We start from the raw sequence: 23,117 nt of genomic DNA, 5'->3' as shown, positions 1-23,117 counted from the left end.
CTGGCCGACCTAGCATCCGGACGTGGACGACCTGCTCATCCGGCCGATGACCGAGCACGACGTGGAGGCCGCCGAGCGCGTGAGCGACGCGGCCTTCCTCGAGGTGGACCGGCGGGCCCGCCGGGCCGACGAGCCGGAGCCGACGACGCGCACACCGGCGCACCGCGCCACCTGGGTCGAGCGCACCCGGCACCTCGTGCGCACCGACCCCGAGGGCTGCTGGGTGGCCGAGGACGACGGCGAGGTCGTCGGCATCGCGACGTCGCTGCGCCGAGAGACGCTGTGGTGCCTGGCGACGTACGCCGTGCTGCCGGGCCGCCAGGGGCGGGGCGTGGGGCGGCCGCTGCTCGCGGCGGCGCTGCACCACGGCCGGGCCTGCCTGCGCGGCATGCTCTCCTCGTCGACCGACCCCCGCGCGGTGCGCACCTACCACCGCGCCGGCTTCGAGCTGCACCCGCAGATGCGGCTGACCGGCACCGTGGACCGCAGCACGCTGCCGGTCGTGGAGAAGGTGCGCGACGGCTCGGCCGGCGACGTCGACCTGATGGACTCCCTCGACCGGCTCGCCCGCGGCGCCGGCCACGGGCCGGACCACGAGCTGATGCTGCGCACGTGGCGGCTCCTGGTCTCCGACACCTCGACCGGCCGCGGCTACGTCTACCTCGACCACCGCGGGCCGGCGCTGCTCGCCGCCTCGGACCGGCGCACGGCGGCGCGGCTGCTGTGGGCCGCGCTCGCGGAGTCGACCGGCCCGGTGGGCGTGGGGCACGTGACCGGTGCGAACCAGTGGGCCGTCGGGGTCGGGCTCGACGCGGGCCTCGCGCTCACCCAGGAGGGTTACCTGGGGCTGCGCGGGATGAAGCCGCCGGCGCCGTACGTTCACTCCGGTGCGCTCCTGTGAGCGCGTCCGCCCCGCGCGAATAGGATCGGTGCCCATGACGACCGTCGACCTCCCCCTCCTCCCCCTCGGCCGCGGCGTGGACCGCACCTCCGAGCGGGGCGTCGAGTGCCCGGGCGACCTGCCCGCGCCCTCCGACCCCGACCTGGTGGCCCGCGCCCGGGCCGCGAAGGAGGCGCTCGGCGACCGGGTCTTCGTGCTCGGCCACCACTACCAGCGCGACGAGGTCATCGCCTTCGCCGACGTCACGGGAGACTCGTTCAAGCTCGCGCGCGACGCGGCGGCGCGGCCGGAGGCGGAGTTCATCGTCTTCTGCGGCGTGCACTTCATGGCCGAGTCCGCCGACATCCTCACCGGCCCGGACCAGAAGGTCGTGCTGCCCGACCTGGCCGCCGGCTGCTCGATGGCCGACATGGCCCGCCTCGCGCAGGTCGAGGACGCCTGGGACGCGCTGGCCGACGCCGGCGTCCTGGACTCGGTCGTCCCGGTGACGTACATGAACTCCAGCGCCGACATCAAGGCGTTCTGCGGCCGCAACGGCGGCGTCGTGTGCACCTCCAGCAACGCCGAGGTGGCGCTGGAGTGGGCCTTCGCGCAGAAGCCGGACGCCAAGGTCCTCTTCCTCCCCGACCAGCACCTCGGGCGGAACACGGCCGTGCAGAAGATGGGGCTCACCCTCGACGACTGCGTCGTGTGGAACCCGCTCCGCCCGAACGGCGGCCTCACGCCCGAGCAGCTGCGCGACGCCAGGATGATCCTGTGGAAGGGGCACTGCTCGGTCCACGGCCGCTTCTCCCCCGCCGTGGTCGACGAGCTGCGCGCGACGATCCCGGGCGTCAACATCCTGGTGCACCCCGAGTGCCAGCACGAGGTCGTGCTCAAGGCCGACCTCGTCGGGTCGACCGAGTTCATCATCAAGACGATCGAGGCCGCGCCGGCCGGCTCCAGCTGGGCGATCGGCACCGAGCTCAACCTGGTCAAGCGGCTCGCGAACGCCCACCCGGACAAGAACATCGTCTTCCTCGACAAGACCGTCTGCTACTGCTCGACGATGAACCGGATCGACCTGCCGCACTTCGTCTGGGCGCTCGAGTCGCTCGTCGCCGGCACGGTCCCCAACCAGATCACCGTCGACCCCGACACCGAGAAGTGGGCGCTCGTCGCGCTGGAGCGGATGCTCGCCCTGCCCGGCCGCACGCAGAAGGACTGAGGCCCCGGCCCCGAGGGTCAGGCGGGCAGCTCGAACCAGGCGGTGGTGCCGCCGTACGGCGACTCGTCGAGCCCGATCTTGCCGCCGTGCGCCTCGACGATGCGCCGGCAGGTCGTGAGCCCGATGCCGGATCCCTCGGCGGAGTCGTCCACGCGGGCGAGCGGCTGGAAGACGCGGTTGCGCTGCTCGGGCGCGACGCCGATCCCGCGGTCGACGACCTCGATCCGGCAGAACCCGTCGCGCTGCTCGGCGCGGACGGTCACGTGTGCCTTCTCGCCGGGGCGGACGAACTTCGCGGCGTTCGCCACGAGGTTCTGCAGGACGGCGCGGAGCTGGACCGGGTCGCCGGTGACCACCGGCAGCGGCTCCACCTCGAGCGTCGCGCCCTGGAGCGCGGTGGTGAGGTCCTCGGCCACGTCGCGCATGACGGCGGAGAGGTCGACCGGGCGGCGCTGCAGCTCCCCGCCGAGGCGGGCGAAGGCGAGCAGGTCGTCGATGAGCGACTGCATCCGGCCGGCTCCGCTGATCGCCCGCGCCAGGAGGTACTGCAGGCCGGGCTGCTGGTCGCCGTCGCGCTCGGCGATCTCGTCGGAGAGCATGCGCAGGGCCATCGAGACCGCGGTGAGCGGGTTGCGCAGGTCGTGGCTGACCTGGCCGGCGAAGGCGGCGAGCTGCTCGTTGGAGCGGCGCAGCTCGGACTGCACCTCCTCGAGACGGTGCACCGACGCGCTCAGCTCCCGGGTGCGCAGCTCCAGCTCGAGCAGGTCGACGACGCGGTCGGCGAGCCCCTGCAGGGCTCGCTCCTGCTCCGGGGTGATCGTGCGGGGCACGGTGTCGAAGACGCACAGGGTGCCGATGACGACGCCCTTGGGCGTCCGCAGCTGGTGGGTCGCGTAGAACCGCACCTCGCCGATCTCGCCGGTCACGAACGGGTTGTCCGCGAACCGCTCGTCCTTGCTCGCGTCCTCGATGACGACCGGCTCCGGGTCGTGGAGCACCGCGTTGCACATCGAGTCCTCGCGCGCACACACCGAGGCCTCGAAGCCCGCGGTCGCGATCTGGTGCTGGTGGGTGTCGGTGATGAGGTTGATCGTGGCGAGCGGCACCTGCGCCACCTGCGCGGCGATCTCGACGAGCGCGACCAGGTCGCTGCGCGGCGGTCGCGTGATGACGCGGTACTCGCCGATCTGGGCGACGCGGACCTCATCGGTCTCGGGGGTGGCGGTCACCGTTCGGCTCCTCACTTCCTCGGTCTGGGGATCCTACGGCGCTGTCCCCGGACGGGCCGCTGCCCGGACAACGACCCAGCAGGACAACGGGTACGGCGCGGCGCGGGTCGGCCACGTCAGGTCGTCAGAGCCCGGGGGCGCCCCAGATGGCCAGCCAGCGCGACATCTCCCGCTCGACGGGCAGCTCGGCCGCGAGCGCGTCGCGCACCTGGATCTCCAGCAGGTTGTCCCGCTGCTGGCCCCGCCCCGGCGCCGGGGCGAACGGGTAGAACGTGCCCTGCTTGTAGAGGTACACCAGACCCACCCGGCGCCCGGAGGGGTCCGCGAACGGCACGAGCGAGCACAGCAGCGCCGGGCCGAAGCCCTCGGCCTCCAGACCGGTGTTCACCGCGTGCAGGTCGGTGCACAGCCCGCTGGTGTCCTCGGCGTCCCGGTGGACCTGCAGCCAGGTGAACCCGAAGGAGTCGCTGCTGACGTCGACCTCCGGCGCGTCCGCGGCGTCGCGCAGGAGCGCGAGCACGTCGGTCTGCGTCCGGTCGAAGCCCGCCCCGGCGGCGGCGCGGTAGCAGACCGAGCCGTCGCCGGTCGGGGCCAGCCCGAGCGTCGTCTGCAGGGTGATCGCCGCGCTCGGGACCATGAAGAGCGCGTCGAGGTTGGCCGCCTTCGGCTTCGAGCGGCCCAGGATCGAGTCGAGGAAGCCCATCAGGCGCTCGGCCGGCCGAGCTCGGACTGGATCTCGGCCAGCTGCTCGAGCCGCTGCTCGAGCGAGGGGTGCGTCGAGGTCAGCGTGCGCAGCGAGACGCCCTTGATCGCCGGGGCGATGAAGAACGCGTTCATCGACTGCGAGGCGCGCAGGTCGCGTTGCGGGATGGTGTTCATCTCCCCGGTGATCTTCTGCAGCGCCGAGGCGAGCGCGTGCGGCTTCATGGTGAGGTACGCCCCGGCCCGGTCGGCAGCGAGCTCGCGGTAGCGCGAGAGCACCTTGAGCAGCAGGAAGCTGATCGCGTACGTCACCAGGCTGATGAGCAGGACGAGCAGCCAGACCGGCAGCCCGTTGCTGTTGTTGTCGCGGCGGTTGCCGCCGAACATCGCGCCGTACTGCGCGCCCTGGGTCAGCATGCCCGCGACGATGCCGGCCGAGGAGGCCACCGTCATCACCAGCACGTCACGGTGGGCGACGTGGGAGAGCTCGTGGGCGAGCACGCCCTCGAGCTCCTCGGCGGTCAGCGTGCCGAGGATGCCGGTCGTCACGCAGACGACCGCGCGGTCCGGCGACCGGCCGGTCGCGAAGGCGTTGGGGATCGCCAGGTCCGCGACGCCGACCCGCGGCTTGGGCATGTCGGCCAGCGCGCAGAGCCGGTCGATCATCCCGTGCAGCTCGGGCGCCTCCTGCGGGGTGACCTCGCGGGCGCGCATCGCGCGCATCGCCACCTTGTCCGAGGACCACCACTGGTACCAGGCGATGCCGAGCCCGGCCACACCGATGAGCAGGGCGAGCCCGGGGTTGCGGACCGCGGCCATGAGCCCGCCGATCAGTGCTACGAACAGCGCACCCAGCAGGAACATGACCAGCGTCATCCGGGCGGTCAGGCCGCGGTCGGGCAGGAAACGGGTGCGTGCCATGGGTCCATTCTCGTCGGTGACCCCAAGGGGCCAGCCTGGCTCAGCCGTCAGCCTGGCTCAGCCGGGGATGAGCCCCTCGTCGGTGAGCATGGTGCGCACCTCGTCGATCGTGGCGTCCGCGGGCGGGAGGATCAGGTCGGACTCGTCGAGGGCGTCCAGGGCGTGCTCCACACCGATGGCGCGGACCCCGTCGAGGAGAGCGGGAAGCGCAGCCTCGAAGGCCTGCTGGTCGGCGGCCTCGACGGCTGCCTCGACCGCGGCGTCGAGGGCGTTGAGCTGGTCCAGGGCGCTGTCGGGGACGTCGTACTGGCCCTCCCCCAGGATGCGGACGATCATCGGGTCTCCTCGCTGCCGGGCTCGGTCGCCTTCTGCGGCTCCGGCGCGAGGATGTCGCCGCCCTCGATCGCCTGCGGCTGGGCGGGCGCGCCGAGGCCCTTGAGCCTGGCCAGCTCGGCCTCGACGTCGGACTGGGAGCTCATCGCCTCCAGCTCACGGCTGATGTCGTCACCGCGGTTGAGCGAGCTGGCGTCGTCGAGCGCGCCCGAGGCGATCAGCTCGTCGATGGCGCCGGCGCGGGCCTGCATGCTCGCCGTCTTGTCCTCGGCGCGCTGGATGGCCAGCCCGACGTCGCCCATCTCCTCGCCGATGCCCGACATCGCCTCACCGATGCGGGTCTGCGCCTCCGCGGCGGTGTACGTCGCCTTGATGGTCTCCTTGCGGGTGCGGAAGGACTCGACCTTCGCCTGGAGCCGCTGCTGCGCCAGGGTCAGCTTCTCCTCCTCGCCCTGCAGCTGCGCGTGCTGGGCCCGGAGGTCGCTGATCTGACCGGCGAGGGCCGACTTGCGGGTCAGCGCCTCCCGGGCGAGGTCCTCGCGGCCCATGTCGATGGCCTTCTGCGCCTGGGACTGCAGCTTGGCGGCCTGCTGCTCGAGCTGGTTGACCTGCAGCTCGACGCGCTTGCGGCTCGTGGCCACGTCGGCGACGCCGCGGCGTACCTTCGAGAGCAGGTCCAGCTGCCGCTGGTAGCTGTAGTCGAGGGTCTCGCGCGGGTCCTCCGCGCGGTCGAGGGCCGTGTTGGCCTTCGAGCGGAAGATCAGGCTGAGGCGCTTCATCAAGCTCATCGGGTACGGCCCTTCCAAGACGACCTGCGGTGTGTCCCTCACCCTACGGCTGGACGGCAACCGACCGCGAGGCGCCGGTAGGCTGGGCCGACCGTCCGTCGTCCTCAGAAGGCCTCCGTGTCCCCCGTGTTCCGTCGCAGCAAGCCCGAGACCGTCGTCTCCCCCGAGCCCGTGCCCGCCAAGGTCGGCGGCAAGGGCCGTCCCACGCCCACCCGCAAGGAGGCGGAGGCCGCCGCGCGCGCCCGCGCCAAGACCCCGCGGACGCGCAAGGAGCAGGCCCGCGCGCAGCGCCAGGCCCGGGCCGAGTCCAGCCAGAAGGTCCGCGCGGCGATGAAGGCCGGGGACGAGCGCTACTACCTGCCCCGCGACCGCGGGCCGGTCCGCCGGTTCGTGCGCGACTACGTCGACACGCGGTTCTCGATCATCGAGCTGATGATCCCGCTGCTCATCCTCACGATGATCCTCGGCTACTCCGGCAACCAGCGCCTCGCCGGGATCGGCAACACGATCCTGTTCGGCACCGTGCTGCTCGTCGTGATGGACATGGTGTTCCTGCGCTTCCGGCTCCGTCGCGAGCTGGCCCGCCGGTTCCCCGAGGAGAGCCACAAGGGCACGACGTACTACGCGGTCACCCGCGCGATGCAGATGAAGTTCATGCGGCTGCCCAAGGCGCAGGTGAAGATCGGCCAGGAGCTCCCCGAGCACTACCGATGAGCACCCGGTGAGCCCACGGTGAGCCCCCGGTGAGCTGGCTCGGGCTGATCGCCGGCCTCGGCGGGGCGCTGCTGTTCGGGCTGGGCGCGGTCGCCCAGGCCCACGGCGTACGTCGCGTGGCCGAGCGCCCCACGGGCCTGCTCGGCTTCGTCCGCGCCTCGGTACGCGACCCGTGGACGATGGGTGTCGTCGCGGCGTACCTCGCCGGCTTCGTGCTGCACGCGGTGGCGATCTGGCTGCTGCCGCTCTACCTGGCGCAGGCGGCGACCGCGATGTCCTTCCCGGTCACGGCGCTGGCCGCCGCCCTGGTCGGCGAGCGGCTCCGCCCGGCCGCGTGGGCAGCCGTCGGCGTGGTGACCGGTGGCCTCGTGCTGCTGGCGATCGGCTCCGGGGAGGCCGGCCCGGTCGTCTCCTCCGCGGCCTTCGCGCCGGCGGTGTGGCTGGGCGTCGTCGCCCTCGCCGCGCTCGCGGTGGTCGGTCGGCACCTCGGCGGCGGCGTGCTGGGCACGCTCGCCGGGCTGGGGTACGCCGGGTCCGCCATCGCCGTGCGCGGGACCGGCACGCCGGTCGACCTGACGGTCGTCGCGGTCGCGCTCGCGGTGCCGGCGTACAGCCTGGTCGCCTTCTGGCTCTACTCCCTCGGCCTGCACTCCGACGAGGTGTCGGCGGCCACGGCGCCGATGATCGTCGGGCAGACGTTCGTGCCGGCGCTGGTCGGGGTCCTGCTGCTGGGGGACGGCGTTCGCGCCGGCTGGGGGCCGGCGGTGACCGCCGGCCTGCTGCTGTCCACGGCGGGGGCCGCGTGGCTCGCGGCCCCCCGCCGGGACCTGGCCGGTCTCAGGAGGGACGACGCGCCGGGGACTGCGTCTTCGCCGGGTCGCGCTCCACGACCGGGTCCAGCACCTCGTCGATCGCCTTGAGGACCGCGTCGTCGAGGGAGACCCCGGCGGCCTTGACGTTCTCGGTGACCTGCTCGGGCCGGCTGGCGCCGATGATCGCCGAGGAGACGTTGTCGTTCTGCAGCACCCAGGCGACCGCCAGCTGCGACATCGACAGCCCGGCCTCCTCGGCGATGGGGCGCAGCTGCTGGACGCGGGTGAGGACGTCGTCCTGCATCCAGCGCCCGATCATGTCGGCGCCGCCCTTGCTGTCGGTGGCGCGCGAGCCCTCCGGCGGCGCCTGGCCGGGCTGGTACTTGCCGGTGAGCACGCCCTGGGCGATCGGCGACCAGACGATCTGGCCGATGCCGAGCTCCTCGCAGGTCGGGACCACCTCGGCCTCGATGACGCGCCAGAGCATGGAGTACTGCGGCTGGCTGGAGACCAGCGGGATCCGCAGCTCGCGGGCCAGCGCGTGGGCGGCGCGGATCTCCTCCGCGCGCCACTCCGAGACGCCGATGTAGAGCGCCTTGCCGGAGTGGACGACGTCGGCGAACGCCTCCATCGTCTCCTCCAGCGGCGTCTCGTAGTCGTAGCGGTGCGCCTGGTAGAGGTCGACGTAGTCGGTGCCGAGCCGGGTCAGCGAGCCGTTGATGGACTCCATGATGTGCTTGCGGGACAGGCCGTGGTCGTTGTGCTTGCCGGGGCCGGTGGGCCAGTAGACCTTGGTGAAGATCTCCAGCCCCTCGCGCCGCTCGCCGGCCAGCGCCTTGCCGAGGACCGTCTCGGCCGCGGTGTTGGCGTAGACGTCGGCGGTGTCGAAGGTCGTGATCCCCTCGTCGAGGGCCTGCCGCACGCAGGCGAGCGCGGCGTCCTCCTCGACCTGGGATCCGTGGGTGAGCCAGTTGCCGTACGAGATGGCCGAGATCTTCAGGCCGCTCGCGCCGAGGTTGCGAATCTCCATGTCCCGGACGGTACCCACCTGCATCCAGCCGCTCCGGGGCGAGGCCTCAGGCGTCGAAGTCGAGCACCACGCGGTCCGACGTCGGGTGCGCCTGGCAGGTGAGCACGTCCCCGGCCGCGACCTCCTCGGGCTCCAGGGCCCAGTCGGCGTCCATCGCGACGGTGCCCTCGACCAGCCGCGCGCGGCACGTCCCGCACACTCCCCCGCGGCACGCCCAGGGCAGGTCGCCACGCACCGCCAGGGCCGCCTCGAGGACCGGCGGGCCGTCGGGGCGCAGGTCGAGCTCGCTGCTGCGCCCGTCGCGGCGTACGACGACGCGCGCCGCGCCCGCGACCGTCGAGGCGACCGGGGGCGTGGATGCCCGCGCGACCGGGTCCGCGTGGAAGAGCTCGGCGTGCACCCGGCCGGGCAGGACGGCACGCAGGTCGGCGACCAGCTGCTGCGGGCCGCAGACGAACCACTCCTCGACGCCGTGCAGGCCCAGCGCGTCGAGCAGCCGCGCGGCCCGCTCGCCGTCGAGACGGCCCGAGAGCAGCGCGACGTCCTGCTCCTCGCGGGTCAGCACGTGCGCCAGCTGCAGCCGGTCGGGAAAGCGGTCCTTGAGGTCGTGGACCTCGTCGAGGAACATCACCGACCGCTGGGTCCGGTCGACCCGCAGCAGCGTCACGCGCGACCCCGGCTCGCCCTCGAGCAGCGCGGTGACGATGGGCAGCACCGGCGTGATGCCGGACCCGGCGGCCACCGCGCCGTACCACCGCCGCGCCGCGGGGTCGGGGGTGACGGTGAACCGCCCGCTCGGGGTCATCACCTCGAGCCGGTCGCCGGGGCGCAGGGACCGGACCACCCGGTCGCTGAACGCGCCACCGGGCAGCCGCTTCACCCCGATCCGCAGCGAGCCGGCGGCCGGGGCGGTGCACAGGGAGTAGGAGCGGCGCTCGGCATCCCCCGGGCTCCGCACGGACACGTGCTGGCCGGGCGAGGCGGTGTACGCCGCCACGAGCTCCGGCGGCACGAGGAACGTGATCGCCACCGCCTCGTCGGTCAGCTCCTCGACGTCGGCGACCTCGAGCGGGTGGAAGGGCACGGCCGGCTCAGATCGGCTTGACGTGGTCGAACGGCTCCGCGCACGCACCGCACACGCGCAGCGCCTTGCAGGCGGTGGACCCGAACCGGCTCAGCTCCCGGGTCTCCGGGCTGCCGCAGCGCGGGCAGCGCACGCCGATCTCGACGTCGACCGGTCCGCCTGCCGCCCGGGCCGGCGCCGGGGGTGCGATGCCGTGGTCGGCCAGCCGGGCGCGGCCCTCGGCGGTGATCCAGTCGGTCGTCCACGCCGGCCAGAGGACCGTCTCGACGTCGACGCGGCGGTAGCCCGCGCACGTCAGCCGCTCGACCAGCTCATCGCGGATCGTCTCGACAGCGGGGCAGCCGGAGTAGGTGGGTGTGACCTGGACGTGCACGCAGCCGGTGTCGTTCTCGGTGACGTCGCGCAGGATGCCGAGGTCGCCGATGGTCACCACCGGCAGCTCGGGGTCGGGCACGGCGGCCGCGATGTCCCAGGCCGACCGCGTCGTCGTGGCACTTCCGGACTCGTTCACCAGGTCGCTCCCGGGTGGGCTCGGGCCACCTGCTGCATCTGCGCGAGCAGGTCGGTCAGGTGCTCGGTGTGGTGGCCCGCGCGACCGCCGGTCGGTGGCGCCGCGGGCAGGGGCGGGACGGTCAGCGTGGCCTGCTCCAGCACGGGCAGGACGCGGCCGAGCACCGCCTCGCGCAGCGTCGCCGGGTCGACCGGCGCGGTGGCGTCGGGCTCGAGCAGCTCGGGCAGGTGGGGCCACTCGGCCTCCAGCGCGGCCCGGGTGCGCTCGTGGGACAGCGGCGTGCCGTCACCGAGCCGCAGCACCCACTGCGCGGCGTGGTCGAGGTGGTAGGCCACCTCCTTCACGGCCTTGGCCGCGACGCCCCGGGCCGGGCCCTCCCGCGCCGCCAGCGCGGCGTACACCTCGACCTGCCAGGCGGCCAGCAGCAGCATCCGCACCACGCAGACCGCGAAGTCCTCCTGCGGCCGCTCGACGAGCAGGACGTTGCGGAACTCCGCGGGGCCACGGAGGTAGGCCAGGTCGTCCTCGGTGCGCCCGGCGCCCTCGAGCTCGGCGACGACGGCGTAGAGGCCGCGCGCCTGGCCGAGCTGGTCGAGGCCGATGTTGGCCAGGGCGACGTCCTCCTCGAGCTCCGGAGCGCGGCTGATCCACCAGCCGAGCCGCTGGGCGGTGACCAGGGCGTCGTCGGCGAGCCCGAGGAGGAACGGGACCGGCGTGCTCACAGGTGCTGCACCCCGTCGGGGACGGTGTAGTGCGTGGGGTGGCGGTAGTCCTTGTCCGCGGCCGGCTCGAAGAACGACCCGCGCACGTCGGGGGTCGACGCGACGACCTCCGCGGACGGCACCACCCACAGCGAGACGCCCTCCTGGCGGCGGGTGTAGACGTCGCGGGCGTTGCGCAGCGCCAGGTCGGCGTCCGGTGCGTGGAGCGAGCCGACGTGGACGTGCGCCATGCCGCGGCGGGCACGCACGAACACCTCCCACAGCGGCCACTCCCCTCCGCCGCTCGCGCCGCCGCTCATGCCGCCGGCTCCCGCGCCGCCCGCTTGGCGGCGTGGGCGGCCGCCGCCTCGCGGACCCACGCCCCGTCCTCGTGGGCGCGCACCCGGTGGGCGAGCCGGTCGGCGTTGCACGGGCCGCGGCCGGCCACGACCTCGGCGAGCTCGGCGAAGTCGGGCGTGCCGAAGTGCCAGTGGCCGCGGTCCTCGTCCCACCGCAGCTCGGGGTCCGGGAGGGTCAGCCCGAGCGCCTCGGCCTGCGGGACCGCGATGTCGACGAACCGCTGGCGCAGCTCGTCGTTGGTGAAGCGCTTGATCCCCCAGGCCATCGACTGCTCGGTGTTCGGCGAGTCCGCGTCGGGCGGGCCGAACATCATCAGGGAGGGCCACCAGAACCGGTCGACCGCGTCCTGGGCCATCGCCCGCTGCTCGGCCGTCCCCCGGGCGAGGGTGTGGAGGATCTCGAAGCCCTGCCGCTGGTGGAACGACTCCTCCTTGCAGATCCGCACCATCGCCCGGGCGTAGGGGCCGTAGGAGCAGCGGCACAGCGGCACCTGGTTGACGATCGCCGCGCCGTCGACCAGCCAGCCGATCGCGCCGACGTCGGCCCAGGTGAGCGTCGGGTAGTTGAAGATCGAGGAGTACTTCTGGCGGCCCGCGTGCAGCGCCTCGAGGAGGTCGGCCCGCGGCGTGCCGAGCGTCTCGGCGGCGGCGTACAGGTAGAGGCCGTGGCCGGCCTCGTCCTGCACCTTGGCCATGAGGATCGCCTTGCGCCGCAGGCTGGGCGCCCGGCTGATCCACTCGCCCTCCGGCTGCATGCCGATGATCTCGGAGTGGGCGTGCTGGGCGATCTGGCGCACGAGCGTGCGGCGGTACCCCTCCGGCATCGGGTCGCGCGGCTCCACCGTCGTGCTGCGGTCCATCCCGGCACGCTAGCACCGATGTGTGACAGGTCACACCACCTCGGCGGCCGCGGTGTCACAAACCTCGGCGGCTGCCAGGATGGCGCCATGAGCACCGCAGACGTCAGCGTCCGCGTCGCCTGGGCGGACGACGCCCCGGCGATCGCGGCCCTGCAGCTGCGCACCTGGCCCGAGACGTACGCCGGCGTGCTGCCACCCGGCGCGTTCCCCTCCGGTCCGGAGGCCGTCGAGCAGGCCGCGGCCGCCTGGCACGCCTCGCTGACCCGGCCCGCCGACGCCCGGCACCGGGCGCTGGTCGCGCTCGAGCACAACCGCGTCGTCGGGTTCGCCGTCACCGGCCCCGCGGGCGACCCCGACTGCGACCCGGTCGCCGACGCGGAGCTCGCCGAGCTGACCGTCGACCCGGCCGAGCGCGGCCGCGGGCACGGGTCGAGGCTGCTGCAGGCCGCGGCGGACACCATGCGCGCCGACCGGTTCGGGCGCGCGGTGCTGTGGACCGTGGCCACCGACGACGCGCTGCGCCGGTTCCTCGCCGACGCCGGGTGGGCGCCGGACGGGGCGCACCGCGAGCTCGACCTGGACGGCGAGGGCACGACGACGGTGAAGCAGGTCCGCCTGCACACGCGCCTCGACTGACGTGACCGGCACGCTCGACCCCGCGGAGCGCAGCGGGATCGTCCGCGACGGCGTGGGCGTCGGCATCGCGACCGGCGTCTACGGCACGTCGTTCGGCGCGGTCTCGGTCGCCGCCGGCCTGGACGCGTGGCAGACGTGCGCGCTCTCGCTGCTGATGTTCACCGGCGCCTCCCAGTTCGCGCTCGTCGGGGTGCTCGCCTCCGGCGGCGCGCCGCTCTCCGGCGCCCTCACCGCGCTGCTCCTCGGCACGCGGAACACGCTCTACGGCCTGCGGCTCGCACCGCTGCTCGGTTGGACCGGCTGGCGTCGCGCGGCGGCGGCCCACCTGGTCATCGACGAGTCGACCGCGATGTCGGTGACGCGACGGGACCGCACCGCGGCCCGCCTCGGCTTCGGGGTCACCGGCGGCTCGGTGTTCGTCCTGTGGAACCTCGCCACGCTGGTCGGCGCGGTCGCGGGCTCCGTCATCGGCGACCCGCGCGACTACGGTCTCGACGCGGCGGTCGGCGGGGCGTTCCTCGCGCTGCTGTGGCCGCGGCTGGACACCACCCGCAACCGGGTCGTCGCCGTCGCGGCGGCGGCCGTCGCCCTCGGAGCGGTGCCGCTCACGGCCGCCGGCGTGCCGGTCCTCGTCGCCGGCGGCGTCGCCCTCCTCGTCGGCGCGCTCGGCGCCCGGACGCAGGTCGAGCGGTGAGCGTCTGGGCAGCCGTCGTGCTGGCCGGCCTGGGCTGCTACCTGCTCAAGCTGGCCGGCCTCTCGGTCCCCGCACGCGTCCTCGACCGGCCCGCGGTGGCACGCGTGGCCGACCTCATCCCCGTCGCCCTCCTCTCGGCCCTCGTGGCCGTCCAGGTCACCGCGGACGGCCAGGCGCTGGTCGCCGACGCGCGGCTGCTCGGCCTCGGGGCGGCGGTGGTCCTGCTGCTCCTCCGCGCGCCGTTCCTCGTCGTGGTCTTCGGCTCCGCCCTCGTCGCCGCGCTCGCCCGCCTGCTCGCCTGACCGGCGGATCAGTCCAGGTCGAGGTAGTGCTCGAGGCCGACGGTGAGGCCGGGGTGGTCGGCGACGGCGCGGACGCCGGCGAGGACGCCCGGGCTGAAGGAGGAGCGGTCGAGGGAGTCGTGGCGGATGGTGAGGGTCTCCCCCACCCCGCCGAGGACGACCTCCTGGTGCGCGACCAGGCCGCGGATGCGCAGGCCGTGGACGCGGATCCCCTCGACGTCCGCCCCGCGGGCGCCGTCGATGGCGGTGCTGGTCGCGTCCGGCACCGGGCCCAGCCCGGCCTCGCGGCGGGCCGCGGCGACGAGCTGCGCCGTACGCCGCGCGGTGCCGGAGGGTGCGTCGGCCTTGTCCGGGTGGTGCAGCTCGACGATCTCGACCGACTCGTAGAACGGCGCGGCGGCCGCGGCGAAGCGCATCATCAAGATCGCGCCGATCGAGAAGTTCGGCGCCACCAGCACCCCGACCCCGGGTGCGTCGGCCAGCCACCCGCGGAGGGTCTCGAGCCGCTCCTCGTCGAAGCCGGTGGTGCCGACGACCGCGTGGATGCCGTGCTCGACGCAGAAGCGCAGGTTGTCCATGACGACGTCGGGGTGGGTGAAGTCGACGACCACCTCGGCGCCCGCCTCGACGAGCGCGCCGATGTCGTCGCCGGCGTCGATGCCGACGACGAGCTCGGTCCCGGAGGCCTCCTCGACCGCGCGGCACACCTCGGCGCTGACCTTCCCGCGCGCTCCCAGCACGCCCACCTGGATGTTCTTGCTCACGCCACCACGCTAGTGGGGCGACCGGCGGCACCACTCCGCAGCCCGTTCTGGCAAGGTTGACCCCATGGCTGTGCAGGCGATCCCGGCGCGCATCCGCTGGGCGGTGGACTTCATGGACGTCCAGCCCTCCGACCACGTGCTCGAGATCGGGTGCGGACCCGGAGCCGGCGTCGAGGCGATCTGCGCCAAGCTCGAGTCCGGCAGCGGCAAGATGTTCGCGATCGACCGGTCGGAGTCCGGCGTCGACCGGACCAAGCGCCGCAACCAGAAGCACGTGGACGCGGGGCGACTCACGGTCCGCCAGATCGACCTCGCGACGCTGCGGGTCCCGGTCAAGCGGCTGAACAAGGTCTTCGCGTTCAACGTGAACCTGTTCTGGGTGCGCGGCTGCCACGACGAGGTCGCCCTGCTGCACGAGCGGCTGCTGCCCGGCGGCGCCGTATTTCTCTTCTACGAGGTGCGGTTCCCCGACCAGGTCCAGGAGATGATCGCCAAGGCGTCCGCCTCGCTCGCCGAGGTCGGCTTCCGCGTCTCGGTCGTCGAGCAGAAGCAGCCCGCGGTCATCGGCGTCATCGGCCGACGCTGACCTGAAGGCTCTGACCTGATGAATAGTCGACATTAGGCAATTCCCTAATGTAGCCTGATCCCCTCGGCCCGCTCGTGGCCGCGGGACGGGAGGACGGTCGTGGGTGGAGCCGTCGCCGTCCTGACGATCGACCAGCGCCGCAGCCGCAGCGGCACCGACCGGGTCCCCGAGGTGCTCGCCGAGCTCGCTGCCGTCCCCGAGCACCCCGTCCTGCGCCCCTTCGAGCGCACCGCCGGCGACGAGCTCCAGGGCGTCGTCGACCGGCCCGACGCGCTTGCCGCCGTCGCCGGCGCGCTGCTCCGCCAGCACGGCTGGTACGTCGGCATCGGCATCGGCCCCGTGGAGGAGCCGCTCCCCTCCAGCGCCCGCGCCGGCCGCGGCCCGGCGTACCTCTCGGCGCGCGAGGCCGTGACCGCCGCGAAGACGAGCCCCTGGCACCTGCGGGTCGTCGGCGACCACCCGGACGCCCGCTCCCTCGAGACCACGCTGTGGCTGTGGGCGGCCGTCCTGGCCCGCCGCACCGACCGCGGCTGGGAGGTCGCGGACCTCGTCGCCGAGGGGCTGACCTACGAGCAGGTCGGCCGACGGCTCGGCATCAGCCAGTCGGCCGTCAGCCAACGGGCGCAGGCGGCCGGCATCGTCGAGGCCCGGCGCGCGCAGGAGCTCGTGGCCACCCTGGCCGCGCGCGTCCTGGGGCAGGAGCCCTCGTGAGCGCGGACGACCTCGGCCACCTGCTGGTCGTCCTGCTCGGCTTCGCCGCGGCCGCCGCGCTCGCGGGGTGGACCCGCGCCGGCGAGCGGGTCTTCGTGCCGGTGACGGCCGGGTTGCTGGCCTGCACCGCGCTGGTCGCCGCCGTGCCGTCCTCGGTCGAGGTCGACGGACGGCCGCTGACCGCCCTGCTGGTGCTCCTGGCCGGCGTCCTCGGCGTCGCGGGCGGCGGGCCGGTCACGGCCCGGGTCTTCGCCCTGGTCGACCGCGAGGACACCGGGTCGTCCCTCGACCGGGCCGGTGCGGTGCTGCGCGGAGGCGCGTGGATCGGCGCCCTGGAGCGGGCGGCGATCTACGCGACGCTCGTCGCCTCCTGGCCCGAGGGCCTCGCCGTGGTGCTGGCGCTCAAGGGGCTCGGCCGCTACCCCGAGCTCAAGGCCGAGGGCGAAGGCACCGCGGAGCGGTTCATCATCGGCACCTTCGCCTCGGTCCTCTGGGCGGCCGCTTGCGCGGCCGTCGTCGTGCTCGTCCGCTAGACCCGTCAGGCCGGTCCGACCACGGCCAGCACCTCGGGCCGCGCGAACACCTCGGCGGCGACCGCACGCACTTCGTCGAGGGTCACCGCGTCGATGCGGGCGATCACCTCGTCGATCGACAGCAGCTCGTCGTGGACCAGCTCGGCCTTGCCCAGGCGCGACATTCGCGAGGCGGAGTCCTCCAGGCCGAGCACGAGGCCGCCGCGCAGCTGTCCCTTGCCGCGGGCCAGCTCCTCGGCGTCGATCCCCTCGGCGGCGACCCTCGCCAGCTCGGCCCGGACGGTGGCCAGCACCTCGTCGTACTTCGCCGGCAGGCAGCCGACGGCGACGCCGACCAGGCCGGAGTCGGCGTGGCTGCTGGCGAAGGAGTAGACCGAGTACGCCAAGCCGCGCCGCTCGCGCACCTCCTGGAACAGCCGGCTCGACGTGCCGCCGCCCAGCGCGGTGTTGAGCACCCCGAGGGCGAAGCGGCGCTCGTCGCTGCGGCCAAGGCCCTCCATGCCGAGGACCAGGTTGACCTGCTCGAAGGGCCGGGTGGTGGCGACGGTGCCGGGGACGACCGGCAGCCAGGGCTCCGCTGCCCGGCGGGGCAGGGGCTCGTCCTCGCCGTCGAGGAAGCCGCGCCGGCCGAAGGCCTCGACGACCTGCGCCACCAGCGCGTCGTGGTCGACCGCACCGGCGACCGACACGACCATCCGCGACGGGCGGTAGTGCTCGGCGTAGAACGCCCGCACCTGGTCCGCGCTCAGCGCGGTGATGGAGTCCTCGGTGCCGGCGATGTCGCGGCCGAGCGGCGAGTCGCTCCCCCACGCCTGCTCGGCGAAGAGGTTGTGCACGACGTCGTCGGGGTCGTCGTCGTGCATGGCGATCTCGTCGAGGATCACGTCGCGCTCGGCCTCGACGTCGTCGTCGGTCAGCACCGAGGAGGTCATCATGTCGCCGAGCACGTCCACCGCGAGCGGGAGGTCCTCGCCGAGCACGCGCGCGTGGAAGCAGGTGTACTCCTTCGCGGTGAAGGCGTTGAACTCCCCGCCCACCGCGTCCAGCGCGATCGAGATGTCGAAGGCCGAGCGCTCGGTCGTGCCCTTGAACAGCAGGTGCTCGAGGAAGTGCGAGCAGCCGTGCAGCGTCGCGGACTCGTCGCGGGAGCCGACGCCGACCCACACGCCGATCGCCGCGGAGCGGGCGCCGGCCATCTCCTCGGAGACCAGGCGCAGCCCGCCGGGCAGGACGGTACGCCGCACGGTCGAGGTCACCTGGCCGGCGGCGTCGCGCACCGTCTGCAGGGTCTCGGTCCGGGCGGTCAGCTCGGCGATGTCGTCAGAACGGGACGACCGGCCGGCAGGGGTCTGCCGGCCGGTCGTCGTGGTCCGTGGAGCCACGATGGAGGTCAGGCCTCCTCGGTGGCCTCGGCCGCGGCGTCGTCGGCACCCTCGGTGCCCTCGGACTCCTCGACCACGGGGACGAGCGAGAGCTTGCCGCGGTCGTCGATCTCGCCGATCTCGACCTGGATCTTCTGGCCGACCGAGAGGACGTCCTCGACGGCCTCGACGCGCTTGCCGCCGGCGAGCGGGCGCAGCTTGCTGATGTGCAGCAGGCCGTCCTTGCCGGGCAGCAGCGAGACGAACGCACCGAAGTTCGTCGTCTTGACGACCGTGCCGAGGTAGCGCTCGCCGACCTCGGGCATGGTCGGGTTGGCGATCCCGTTGATCGCGGAGCGAGCGGCGTCGGCGGCCTCGCCGTTGGTGGCACCGATGTAGATGGTGCCGTCGTCCTCGATGGAGATCGAGGCGCCGGTGTCGTCCTGGATCTGGTTGATCACCTTGCCCTTCGGGCCGATGACCTCGCCGATCTTGTCGACCGGGATCTTGATGGTGATGATCCGCGGCGCGGTGGGCGACATCTCCTCGGGGGCGTCGATGGCCTCGGCCATGACGTCGAGGATGGTGTGGCGGGCGTCGCGGGCCTGCTGCAGCGCGGCGGCCAGCACGTCGGCGGGGATGCCGTCGAGCTTGGTGTCGAGCTGGAGCGCGGTCACGAACTCGCGGGTGCCGGCGACCTTGAAGTCCATGTCGCCGAACGCGTCCTCGGCACCGAGGATGTCGGTCAGCGCGACGTACTCGGTCTTGCCGTCGATCTCACCGGAGACCAGGCCCATCGCGATGCCGGCGACGGCGGCCTTGAGCGGCACGCCGGCCTGCAGCAGCGACAGGGTGGAGGCGCAGACCGAGCCCATCGAGGTCGAGCCGTTGGAGCCCATGGCCTCGGAGAGCTGGCGGATCGCGTAGGGGAACTCCTCGCGGTCCGGCAGCACCGGCAGCAGCGCACGGCGCGCGAGCGCACCGTGGCCGACCTCGCGGCGCTTCGGCGAGCCGACGCGGCCGGTCTCGCCGGTGGAGAACGGCGGGAAGACGTACTTGTGCATGTAGCGGCGGTGCTTCTCCGGCGACAGCGTGTCGAGCTGCTGCTCCATCTTGAGCATGTCGAGGGTGGTGACGCCCAGGATCTGGGTCTCGCCACGCTCGAAGAGCGCCGAGCCGTGGACGCGCGGGATCACGCCGACCTCGGCGTGCAGCGGACGGATGTCGGCCAGGCCGCGGCCGTCGATGCGGATCTTGTCGCGCAGGATGCTCTCGCGGACCAGCTGCTTGTTCAGCGCGCGGAACGCGGCGCCGAGCTCCTTCTCGCGGCCCTCGAACTGGCTGCCGAGCTTCTCCAGGACGGAGTCCTTGAGCTCGTCGGTGCGGTCGTTGCGCTCGGTCTTGTCGGCGATCTTCATCGCGGCGGCGAGGTCGGCCTTGGCGGCGGACTCGACGGCGGCGAAGACGTCGTCCTCGAAGTCGAGGAAGACCGGGAAGTCCTGGACCGGCTTCGCGGCGGCGGCGGCCAGCTCGGCCTGCGCCTCGCACAGCTGCTTGATGAAGGGCTTCGCGGCGTCGAGGCCGCCGGCGACGACCTCCTCGGTCGGCGCCTGGGCACCGCCCTGGACCTTCGCGAAGGTCGTCTCGGTGGCCTCGGCCTCGACCATCATGATTGCGACGTCGCCGGTCTCGGTGACGCGACCCGCGACCACCATGTCGAAGACGGCGTCCTCGAGCTGGCTGTGCGTCGGGAACGCGACCCACTGGCCCTCGATCAGGGCGACGCGGACGCCGCCGACCGGGCCGGAGAACGGCAGGCCGGAGAGCTGGGTGGAGATCGACGCGGCGTTGATCGCGAGCACGTCGTACGGCGTGTCCGGGTTCAGCGCGAGGACGGTGATGACGACCTGGACCTCGTTGCGCAGGCCCTTCTTGAAGGTCGGGCGCAGCGGGCGGTCGATGAGCCGGCAGGTGAGGATCGCGTCCTCACCCGGGCGCCCCTCGGAGCGGAAGAACGAGCCGGGGATCTTGCCCGCGGCGTACATCCGCTCCTCGACGTCGATCGTCAGGGGGAAGAAGTCGAAGTGGTCCTTGGGCTGCTTGCCGGCCGTGGTGGCCGAGAGCAGCATCGTGTCGTCGTCGAGGTAGGCCGTGACGGAGCCGGCGGCCTGACGGGCCAGCAGGCCGGTCTCGAACTTGACGGTGCGGGTGCCGAACTTGCCGTTGTCCAGAACGGTCTCGACGGCGGAGATGACGGGGTCGGTCAAAGGGTGTCCCTTGTCTGTCGCGGAGCGATCCCGCGGCGTCCCGCGTGGTGTGACCGGCCGGTCTTCGATCGAGGCCCGCAGGCGCGCCCGCGCGGGGCGTCCTTCCTGAGGGCCACTACCGAGGACCGGGCCAGAACGGCGGGTCGCTCCTGGTGTGGTTGTTCCGTTGGTGAATCTAGCGCAGGACGGCGGCAGGGCCGCGCTGCGAGGGGGCCGCCACGACGGCGCAGTGCCCCGAAATGCGTGGAGGGCCCACCGGGGTGGGCCCTCCACGGGAGATCAGCGGCGCAGGCCGAGACGCTCGACGATCGACCGGTAGCGGTCGATCTCCGTCTTCTGCAGGTAGTTCAGCAGGCGGCGGCGCTGGCCGACGAGCAGCAGCAGGCCACGACGGCTGTGGTGGTCGTGCTTGTGCTGCTTGAGGTGGTCGGTGAGGTGGGAGATCCGGTGGCTGAGCAGCGCGATCTGGACCTCGGGCGAGCCGGTGTCGCCCTCGGTCGTGGCGTACTCGGCGATGATGCGCTTCTTGGTCTCCGCGTCGGTACCGATCGACATGCGGGCTCCTTCCGGCCGTGAGGCCTTGATCGCTGCGCGGCGCGCCGGGGCCTGTTCACCCGGGCACTCTGGTTCCGCGGCCGTTCTGACGGCAGTCGCCCTCGGCGGGCAACCGGAGAAGACTAGCGCGGCGCCGGAAGGGTGCCCAAAACGACGGCCACCCGGCCGGCGGGGGCCGACCGGGTGGTCCGGGGAGCGTGGTGCGCGGGCGGTCAGACCGCCGGCGGCTCCTGGCGCTGGACGGTCTGCGAGCCGTCGGCGTGCGTGGTGGTCGAGACCGCACCGCCGCGCGCCTTGCGGCTGTTCAGCGTGACGGCCGTGAGGACGAGCACGAGGACGCCGCCGATCGCCATGATCCAGCCGACCATCGTGAGGTCCACACCGCTGATCGCGTCCTCGACCGCGAGGGCGAGGATGAGACCGACGACGAGGAGGAAGACTCCGAGTCCGTAGCCCATGACTGTCCTTTCAGAGGTGACGTCGCAGGGGTGACGTCGTGCGCTGGGTCCGGTGCCCACCGGCCCGGGCCGGAAAACCGTGTGGCCTAGGCCGGTCGGCCCGGGCCCCGGTCGCGCAGCGCGAGGTAGACCGCCCGGACGCCGACCGCGCGCTCCATCTCGCGCAGCACGCTGCCGAAGAACTGCTCGCGGTAGGTCTCGTCGGTGACCGTCGAGACGGTCAGGTAGAGGTTGGAGAACGCGGCGAGGAACAGCGAGACCTGGAACAGCGGGACCGAGACCTGGTCGAGGTAGGGCAGGTTGCGGATCGAGCCCTGCTCCTTGCCGGTCCACGCCTCCTGGACCCCGACGTCCATCACCAGCCCGCCGAAGACGAGGAAGAACACCAGGACCGTCGCGGCCAGCAGGAGCACCTGGACGGCCTGGATCACGACGAGCACCAGCACGAGGTTCCAGCGCTCGAAGCCCGCGATCGTCGCGTACGCCGCGGGGTCGGCGTCGGGGTCGGCCACGAGCGCCCGGCACTCCTCCTCCAACGGCGTGCCGACGCAGGCACGCAGCAAGAGCTCGTCGTCGACGTCGTCGTCGGTGCGGTCGACCTCCTCCGGCAGCCGCACCAGCAGGAACGCGACGGCCAGCAGGCCGAAGAGCACCACGACGAGCCACAGCGTCCCCGGGGAGAGGCTGGCCGAGAGCTGCCAGGCCTCGGCGTTGATGAAGAGGAAGGTCACGAACAGCAGCAGGAGCGGCAGCGCGCGGCTCATCATCGGCAGCAACGTGCGCAGGCTGCCCAGGCCGCGGCGCAGCGCCCACACGACGATCGGGCGGGTGCGCAGGGCCGTCAGGGCGTACGCCGCGGCACCGAGGACGCCGATGGTCAGCAGGAACGCCGGGGCGGCGGTCAGCTCGTCGGACAGCCAGGCCAGCACCACGCCACCGGCGAGGGCGAGCAGCACCGTCAGCACCGCGGCAGGGAGGAACTTGCGCGGGCGCAGCGCCTCCCGGGCGAGGTGGCGCTCCTCGGGGACGAAGTAGGCCAGTCCGTGCTGGAGGAACCAGACCTCCGTCGCCGGGAGGGGTCCGGCGGCGACGTGCTGCTCGGTGCTCACGGCACGAGCAGCTCTCGCGCCCGGGCCACGTCGAGGTCCATCTGCTCCACGAGCGCCTCGACGGACTCGAACGCGGTCATCCCCCGCAGCCGGTCCACGAACGACACCTCCACCTCGACGCCGTAGAGGTCCAGGTCGGTGCGGTCGAGGACGTAGCTCTCGACCCGGCGCGCCCGCACGCCGTCGAAGGTCGGGTTGGTCCCGACCGAGATCGCAGCGGGGAAGGTCTCCCCCGTGTCGAGGCGCCGCAGCCACCCGGCGTACACCCCGTCGGCGGGCGCCGCCTGCATGCCGTCGGTGGGGACGTTGGCCGTCGGGTAGCCCAGCTCGCGGCCGCGCTGATCGCCGCGGACCACCTCGCCGCGCACGGCGTAGGGCCGGCCCAGCGCCTCGGCGGCGCCGGCGACGTCGCCGGCGGCCAGGCAGGTCCGGACGTACGTCGAGGACCAGACCATCGGGCCGCCGTCGAGCGGGATGCCCTCGGCGGTGAAGTCGTGGGTGCGGCCGGTCTCCGCGAGGGTCGCGACGTCGCCGGCGGCCCGGCTGCCGAAGCGGAAGTTCGCTCCGACGACCACCGCACGGGCGTGCAGGGGGTCGACGAGCACCCGCTGCACGAACTCCTCGGGCGTCCACGCCGCGACCGACCGGTCGAACGGCACCGCCAGCACGCCGTCGGCGCCGGCCTCGCCGAGCAGCCCGGCCCGGACCTCGATGGTCGTCAGGGTCGTCGGCGCGTGCTCGGGCCGCAGCACCGCCATCGGGTGCGGGTCGAAGGTGACCGCGACGACCGGCAGCCCGCCGTGCTCCGCGGCGATCGCACGCGCTCGCTCCAGCACCCGCCGGTGGCCGAGGTGGACGCCGTCGAAGTTGCCGATCACCACCACGGTGCGTCCGAGGTCGCCGGGGACCTCGTCGAGCGAGCGCCAGATCTGCACGGAGGAACCCTAGACCGTCCCCTGTCGGCGACCGTCGCGGAGGCCGGCCGCCGA

At 73.3% G+C, this 23,117-nt stretch carries 28 protein-coding genes; 10 read left to right on the top strand and 18 right to left on the bottom strand.

Annotated features, from left to right (window positions below):
- Nucleotides 1–22 precede the first annotated feature (22 nt).
- Nucleotides 23–901 carry a GNAT family N-acetyltransferase gene (locus tag QWY28_RS08265; RefSeq protein WP_300951905.1) on the top strand — a complete coding sequence of 293 codons (879 nt, stop codon included), beginning with the start codon at nucleotides 23–25 and terminating at the stop codon, nucleotides 899–901.
- A gap of 34 nt (nucleotides 902–935) precedes the next feature.
- Nucleotides 936–2,108 (top strand): quinolinate synthase NadA, encoded by a 1,173-nt coding sequence (gene nadA / locus QWY28_RS08260; RefSeq protein WP_300951903.1) that lies wholly within the window; start codon nucleotides 936–938, stop codon nucleotides 2,106–2,108.
- A 17-nt stretch (nucleotides 2,109–2,125) separates the two neighbouring features.
- Here the strand turns inward: nadA and QWY28_RS08255 are convergent, their stop codons facing one another.
- The 5 genes from QWY28_RS08255 to QWY28_RS08235 all read right to left on the bottom strand — a co-directional run bounded on the left by QWY28_RS08255 (nucleotide 2,126) and on the right by QWY28_RS08235 (nucleotide 6,081).
- Nucleotides 2,126–3,337, bottom strand: a complete 1,212-nt coding sequence (locus tag QWY28_RS08255) for a sensor histidine kinase (protein WP_300951902.1) — start codon at nucleotides 3,335–3,337, stop codon at nucleotides 2,126–2,128.
- Nucleotides 3,338–3,461: 124 nt separating this feature from the next.
- Nucleotides 3,462–4,040, bottom strand: a complete 579-nt coding sequence (gene pspAB, locus QWY28_RS08250; protein WP_300951900.1) for a PspA-associated protein PspAB — start codon at nucleotides 4,038–4,040, stop codon at nucleotides 3,462–3,464.
- Nucleotides 4,040–4,960, bottom strand: coding sequence for a zinc metalloprotease HtpX (gene htpX / locus QWY28_RS08245; RefSeq protein ID WP_300951899.1), 921 nt, complete (start codon nucleotides 4,958–4,960; stop codon nucleotides 4,040–4,042). The genes pspAB and htpX overlap by 1 nt, the downstream gene beginning before the upstream one ends.
- Before the next feature lie 57 nt (nucleotides 4,961–5,017).
- Nucleotides 5,018–5,296, bottom strand: coding sequence for a PspA-associated protein PspAA (pspAA, locus tag QWY28_RS08240; RefSeq protein ID WP_300951897.1), 279 nt, complete (start codon nucleotides 5,294–5,296; stop codon nucleotides 5,018–5,020).
- Entirely contained in the window at nucleotides 5,293–6,081 is a 789-nt protein-coding gene (locus QWY28_RS08235; protein WP_300951895.1) for a PspA/IM30 family protein, read from the bottom strand. Before QWY28_RS08235 ends, pspAA begins: the two co-directional genes overlap by 4 nt.
- Nucleotides 6,082–6,198: 117 nt before the next feature.
- On the opposite strand from QWY28_RS08235, the gene QWY28_RS08230 reads away from it, so the two are divergent.
- Both QWY28_RS08230 and QWY28_RS08225 read left to right on the top strand, forming a co-directional pair.
- Nucleotides 6,199–6,795: a DUF3043 domain-containing protein gene (locus QWY28_RS08230; RefSeq protein ID WP_300951894.1), complete on the top strand. Its 597-nt coding sequence runs from the start codon at nucleotides 6,199–6,201 to the stop codon at nucleotides 6,793–6,795.
- 29 nt (nucleotides 6,796–6,824) lie between these two features.
- Nucleotides 6,825–7,715, top strand: coding sequence for a hypothetical protein (locus tag QWY28_RS08225; protein WP_300951893.1), 891 nt, complete (start codon nucleotides 6,825–6,827; stop codon nucleotides 7,713–7,715).
- Here the strand turns inward: QWY28_RS08225 and QWY28_RS08220 are convergent.
- The 6 genes from QWY28_RS08220 to paaA are packed head-to-tail and all read right to left on the bottom strand — an operon-like array spanning nucleotide 7,633 to nucleotide 12,152.
- Nucleotides 7,633–8,637 carry an aldo/keto reductase family protein gene (locus QWY28_RS08220; RefSeq protein ID WP_300951891.1) on the bottom strand — a complete coding sequence of 335 codons (1,005 nt, stop codon included), beginning with the start codon at nucleotides 8,635–8,637 and terminating at the stop codon, nucleotides 7,633–7,635. The genes QWY28_RS08225 and QWY28_RS08220 overlap by 83 nt on opposite strands.
- A 46-nt stretch (nucleotides 8,638–8,683) precedes the next feature.
- Nucleotides 8,684–9,721 carry a 2Fe-2S iron-sulfur cluster-binding protein gene (locus tag QWY28_RS08215; RefSeq protein WP_300951890.1) on the bottom strand — a complete coding sequence of 346 codons (1,038 nt, stop codon included), beginning with the start codon at nucleotides 9,719–9,721 and terminating at the stop codon, nucleotides 8,684–8,686.
- A 7-nt stretch (nucleotides 9,722–9,728) separates the two neighbouring features.
- Nucleotides 9,729–10,232: a 1,2-phenylacetyl-CoA epoxidase subunit PaaD gene (gene paaD / locus QWY28_RS08210; protein WP_300951888.1), complete on the bottom strand. Its 504-nt coding sequence runs from the start codon at nucleotides 10,230–10,232 to the stop codon at nucleotides 9,729–9,731.
- The gene (gene paaC / locus QWY28_RS08205; RefSeq protein WP_300951886.1) at nucleotides 10,229–10,954 is read right to left on the bottom strand and encodes a 1,2-phenylacetyl-CoA epoxidase subunit PaaC; all 726 of its coding nucleotides are present in this window, start codon (nucleotides 10,952–10,954) and stop codon (nucleotides 10,229–10,231) included. Before paaC ends, paaD begins: the two co-directional genes overlap by 4 nt.
- On the bottom strand, nucleotides 10,951–11,253 hold the full coding sequence (gene paaB, locus QWY28_RS08200) for a 1,2-phenylacetyl-CoA epoxidase subunit PaaB (RefSeq protein WP_300951884.1): 303 nt from the start codon (nucleotides 11,251–11,253) through the stop codon (nucleotides 10,951–10,953). The genes paaC and paaB overlap by 4 nt, the downstream gene beginning before the upstream one ends.
- Nucleotides 11,250–12,152 (bottom strand): 1,2-phenylacetyl-CoA epoxidase subunit PaaA, encoded by a 903-nt coding sequence (gene paaA, locus QWY28_RS08195; RefSeq protein ID WP_300951883.1) that lies wholly within the window; start codon nucleotides 12,150–12,152, stop codon nucleotides 11,250–11,252. The genes paaB and paaA overlap by 4 nt, the downstream gene beginning before the upstream one ends.
- Before the next feature lie 87 nt (nucleotides 12,153–12,239).
- On the opposite strand from paaA, the gene QWY28_RS08190 reads away from it, so the two are divergent.
- The 3 genes from QWY28_RS08190 to QWY28_RS08180 are packed head-to-tail and all read left to right on the top strand — an operon-like array spanning nucleotide 12,240 to nucleotide 13,784.
- Nucleotides 12,240–12,788 carry a GNAT family N-acetyltransferase gene (locus QWY28_RS08190; protein WP_300951881.1) on the top strand — a complete coding sequence of 183 codons (549 nt, stop codon included), beginning with the start codon at nucleotides 12,240–12,242 and terminating at the stop codon, nucleotides 12,786–12,788.
- A 1-nt stretch (nucleotide 12,789) separates the two neighbouring features.
- On the top strand, nucleotides 12,790–13,482 hold the full coding sequence (locus QWY28_RS08185) for an AzlC family ABC transporter permease (RefSeq protein ID WP_300951879.1): 693 nt from the start codon (nucleotides 12,790–12,792) through the stop codon (nucleotides 13,480–13,482).
- Entirely contained in the window at nucleotides 13,479–13,784 is a 306-nt protein-coding gene (locus QWY28_RS08180) for an AzlD domain-containing protein (protein ID WP_300951878.1), read from the top strand. The genes QWY28_RS08185 and QWY28_RS08180 overlap by 4 nt, the downstream gene beginning before the upstream one ends.
- 8 nt (nucleotides 13,785–13,792) lie before the next feature.
- Here the strand turns inward: QWY28_RS08180 and dapB are convergent, their stop codons facing one another.
- Nucleotides 13,793–14,548, bottom strand: coding sequence for a 4-hydroxy-tetrahydrodipicolinate reductase (dapB, locus tag QWY28_RS08175; RefSeq protein ID WP_300951876.1), 756 nt, complete (start codon nucleotides 14,546–14,548; stop codon nucleotides 13,793–13,795).
- 64 nt (nucleotides 14,549–14,612) lie between these two features.
- Here dapB and QWY28_RS08170 point away from each other — a divergent pair, with 64 nt between their 5' ends.
- From QWY28_RS08170 to QWY28_RS08160, 3 genes are all read left to right on the top strand, one after another.
- The gene (locus tag QWY28_RS08170; protein ID WP_300951875.1) at nucleotides 14,613–15,134 is read left to right on the top strand and encodes an SAM-dependent methyltransferase; all 522 of its coding nucleotides are present in this window, start codon (nucleotides 14,613–14,615) and stop codon (nucleotides 15,132–15,134) included.
- 99 nt (nucleotides 15,135–15,233) lie between these two features.
- Nucleotides 15,234–15,845 (top strand): sigma factor-like helix-turn-helix DNA-binding protein, encoded by a 612-nt coding sequence (locus QWY28_RS08165; protein ID WP_300951873.1) that lies wholly within the window; start codon nucleotides 15,234–15,236, stop codon nucleotides 15,843–15,845.
- Entirely contained in the window at nucleotides 15,842–16,378 is a 537-nt protein-coding gene (locus QWY28_RS08160) for a hypothetical protein (protein ID WP_300951871.1), read from the top strand. Before QWY28_RS08165 ends, QWY28_RS08160 begins: the two co-directional genes overlap by 4 nt.
- A gap of 5 nt (nucleotides 16,379–16,383) precedes the next feature.
- Here the strand turns inward: QWY28_RS08160 and QWY28_RS08155 are convergent, their stop codons facing one another.
- The 6 genes from QWY28_RS08155 to QWY28_RS08130 form a co-directional block, all read right to left on the bottom strand.
- Nucleotides 16,384–17,760, bottom strand: a complete 1,377-nt coding sequence (locus tag QWY28_RS08155) for a M16 family metallopeptidase (protein WP_300951869.1) — start codon at nucleotides 17,758–17,760, stop codon at nucleotides 16,384–16,386.
- 8 nt (nucleotides 17,761–17,768) lie between these two features.
- The gene (locus QWY28_RS08150; protein WP_300951868.1) at nucleotides 17,769–20,006 is read right to left on the bottom strand and encodes a polyribonucleotide nucleotidyltransferase; all 2,238 of its coding nucleotides are present in this window, start codon (nucleotides 20,004–20,006) and stop codon (nucleotides 17,769–17,771) included.
- 279 nt (nucleotides 20,007–20,285) lie between these two features.
- On the bottom strand, nucleotides 20,286–20,561 hold the full coding sequence (gene rpsO, locus QWY28_RS08145; RefSeq protein WP_154612046.1) for a 30S ribosomal protein S15: 276 nt from the start codon (nucleotides 20,559–20,561) through the stop codon (nucleotides 20,286–20,288).
- Nucleotides 20,562–20,773: 212 nt separating this feature from the next.
- Nucleotides 20,774–21,019, bottom strand: coding sequence for a DUF6458 family protein (locus QWY28_RS08140; RefSeq protein ID WP_300951864.1), 246 nt, complete (start codon nucleotides 21,017–21,019; stop codon nucleotides 20,774–20,776).
- A gap of 86 nt (nucleotides 21,020–21,105) precedes the next feature.
- Complete coding sequence (locus tag QWY28_RS08135; RefSeq protein WP_300951863.1) at nucleotides 21,106–22,128, bottom strand: hypothetical protein; 1,023 nt, start codon at nucleotides 22,126–22,128, stop codon at nucleotides 21,106–21,108.
- Entirely contained in the window at nucleotides 22,125–23,063 is a 939-nt protein-coding gene (locus QWY28_RS08130; protein ID WP_300951862.1) for a bifunctional riboflavin kinase/FAD synthetase, read from the bottom strand. The genes QWY28_RS08135 and QWY28_RS08130 overlap by 4 nt, the downstream gene beginning before the upstream one ends.
- Between the last annotated feature and the right edge of the window lie 54 nt (nucleotides 23,064–23,117).

Origin of the sequence: Nocardioides oceani (genome assembly GCF_030412965.1) — a bacterium.
Classification (GTDB): domain Bacteria; phylum Actinomycetota; class Actinomycetes; order Propionibacteriales; family Nocardioidaceae; genus Nocardioides; species Nocardioides oceani.
The sequence above is the reverse complement of the archived record's forward strand: the minus strand, read 5'-3'. Positions and strand labels throughout refer to the sequence as shown.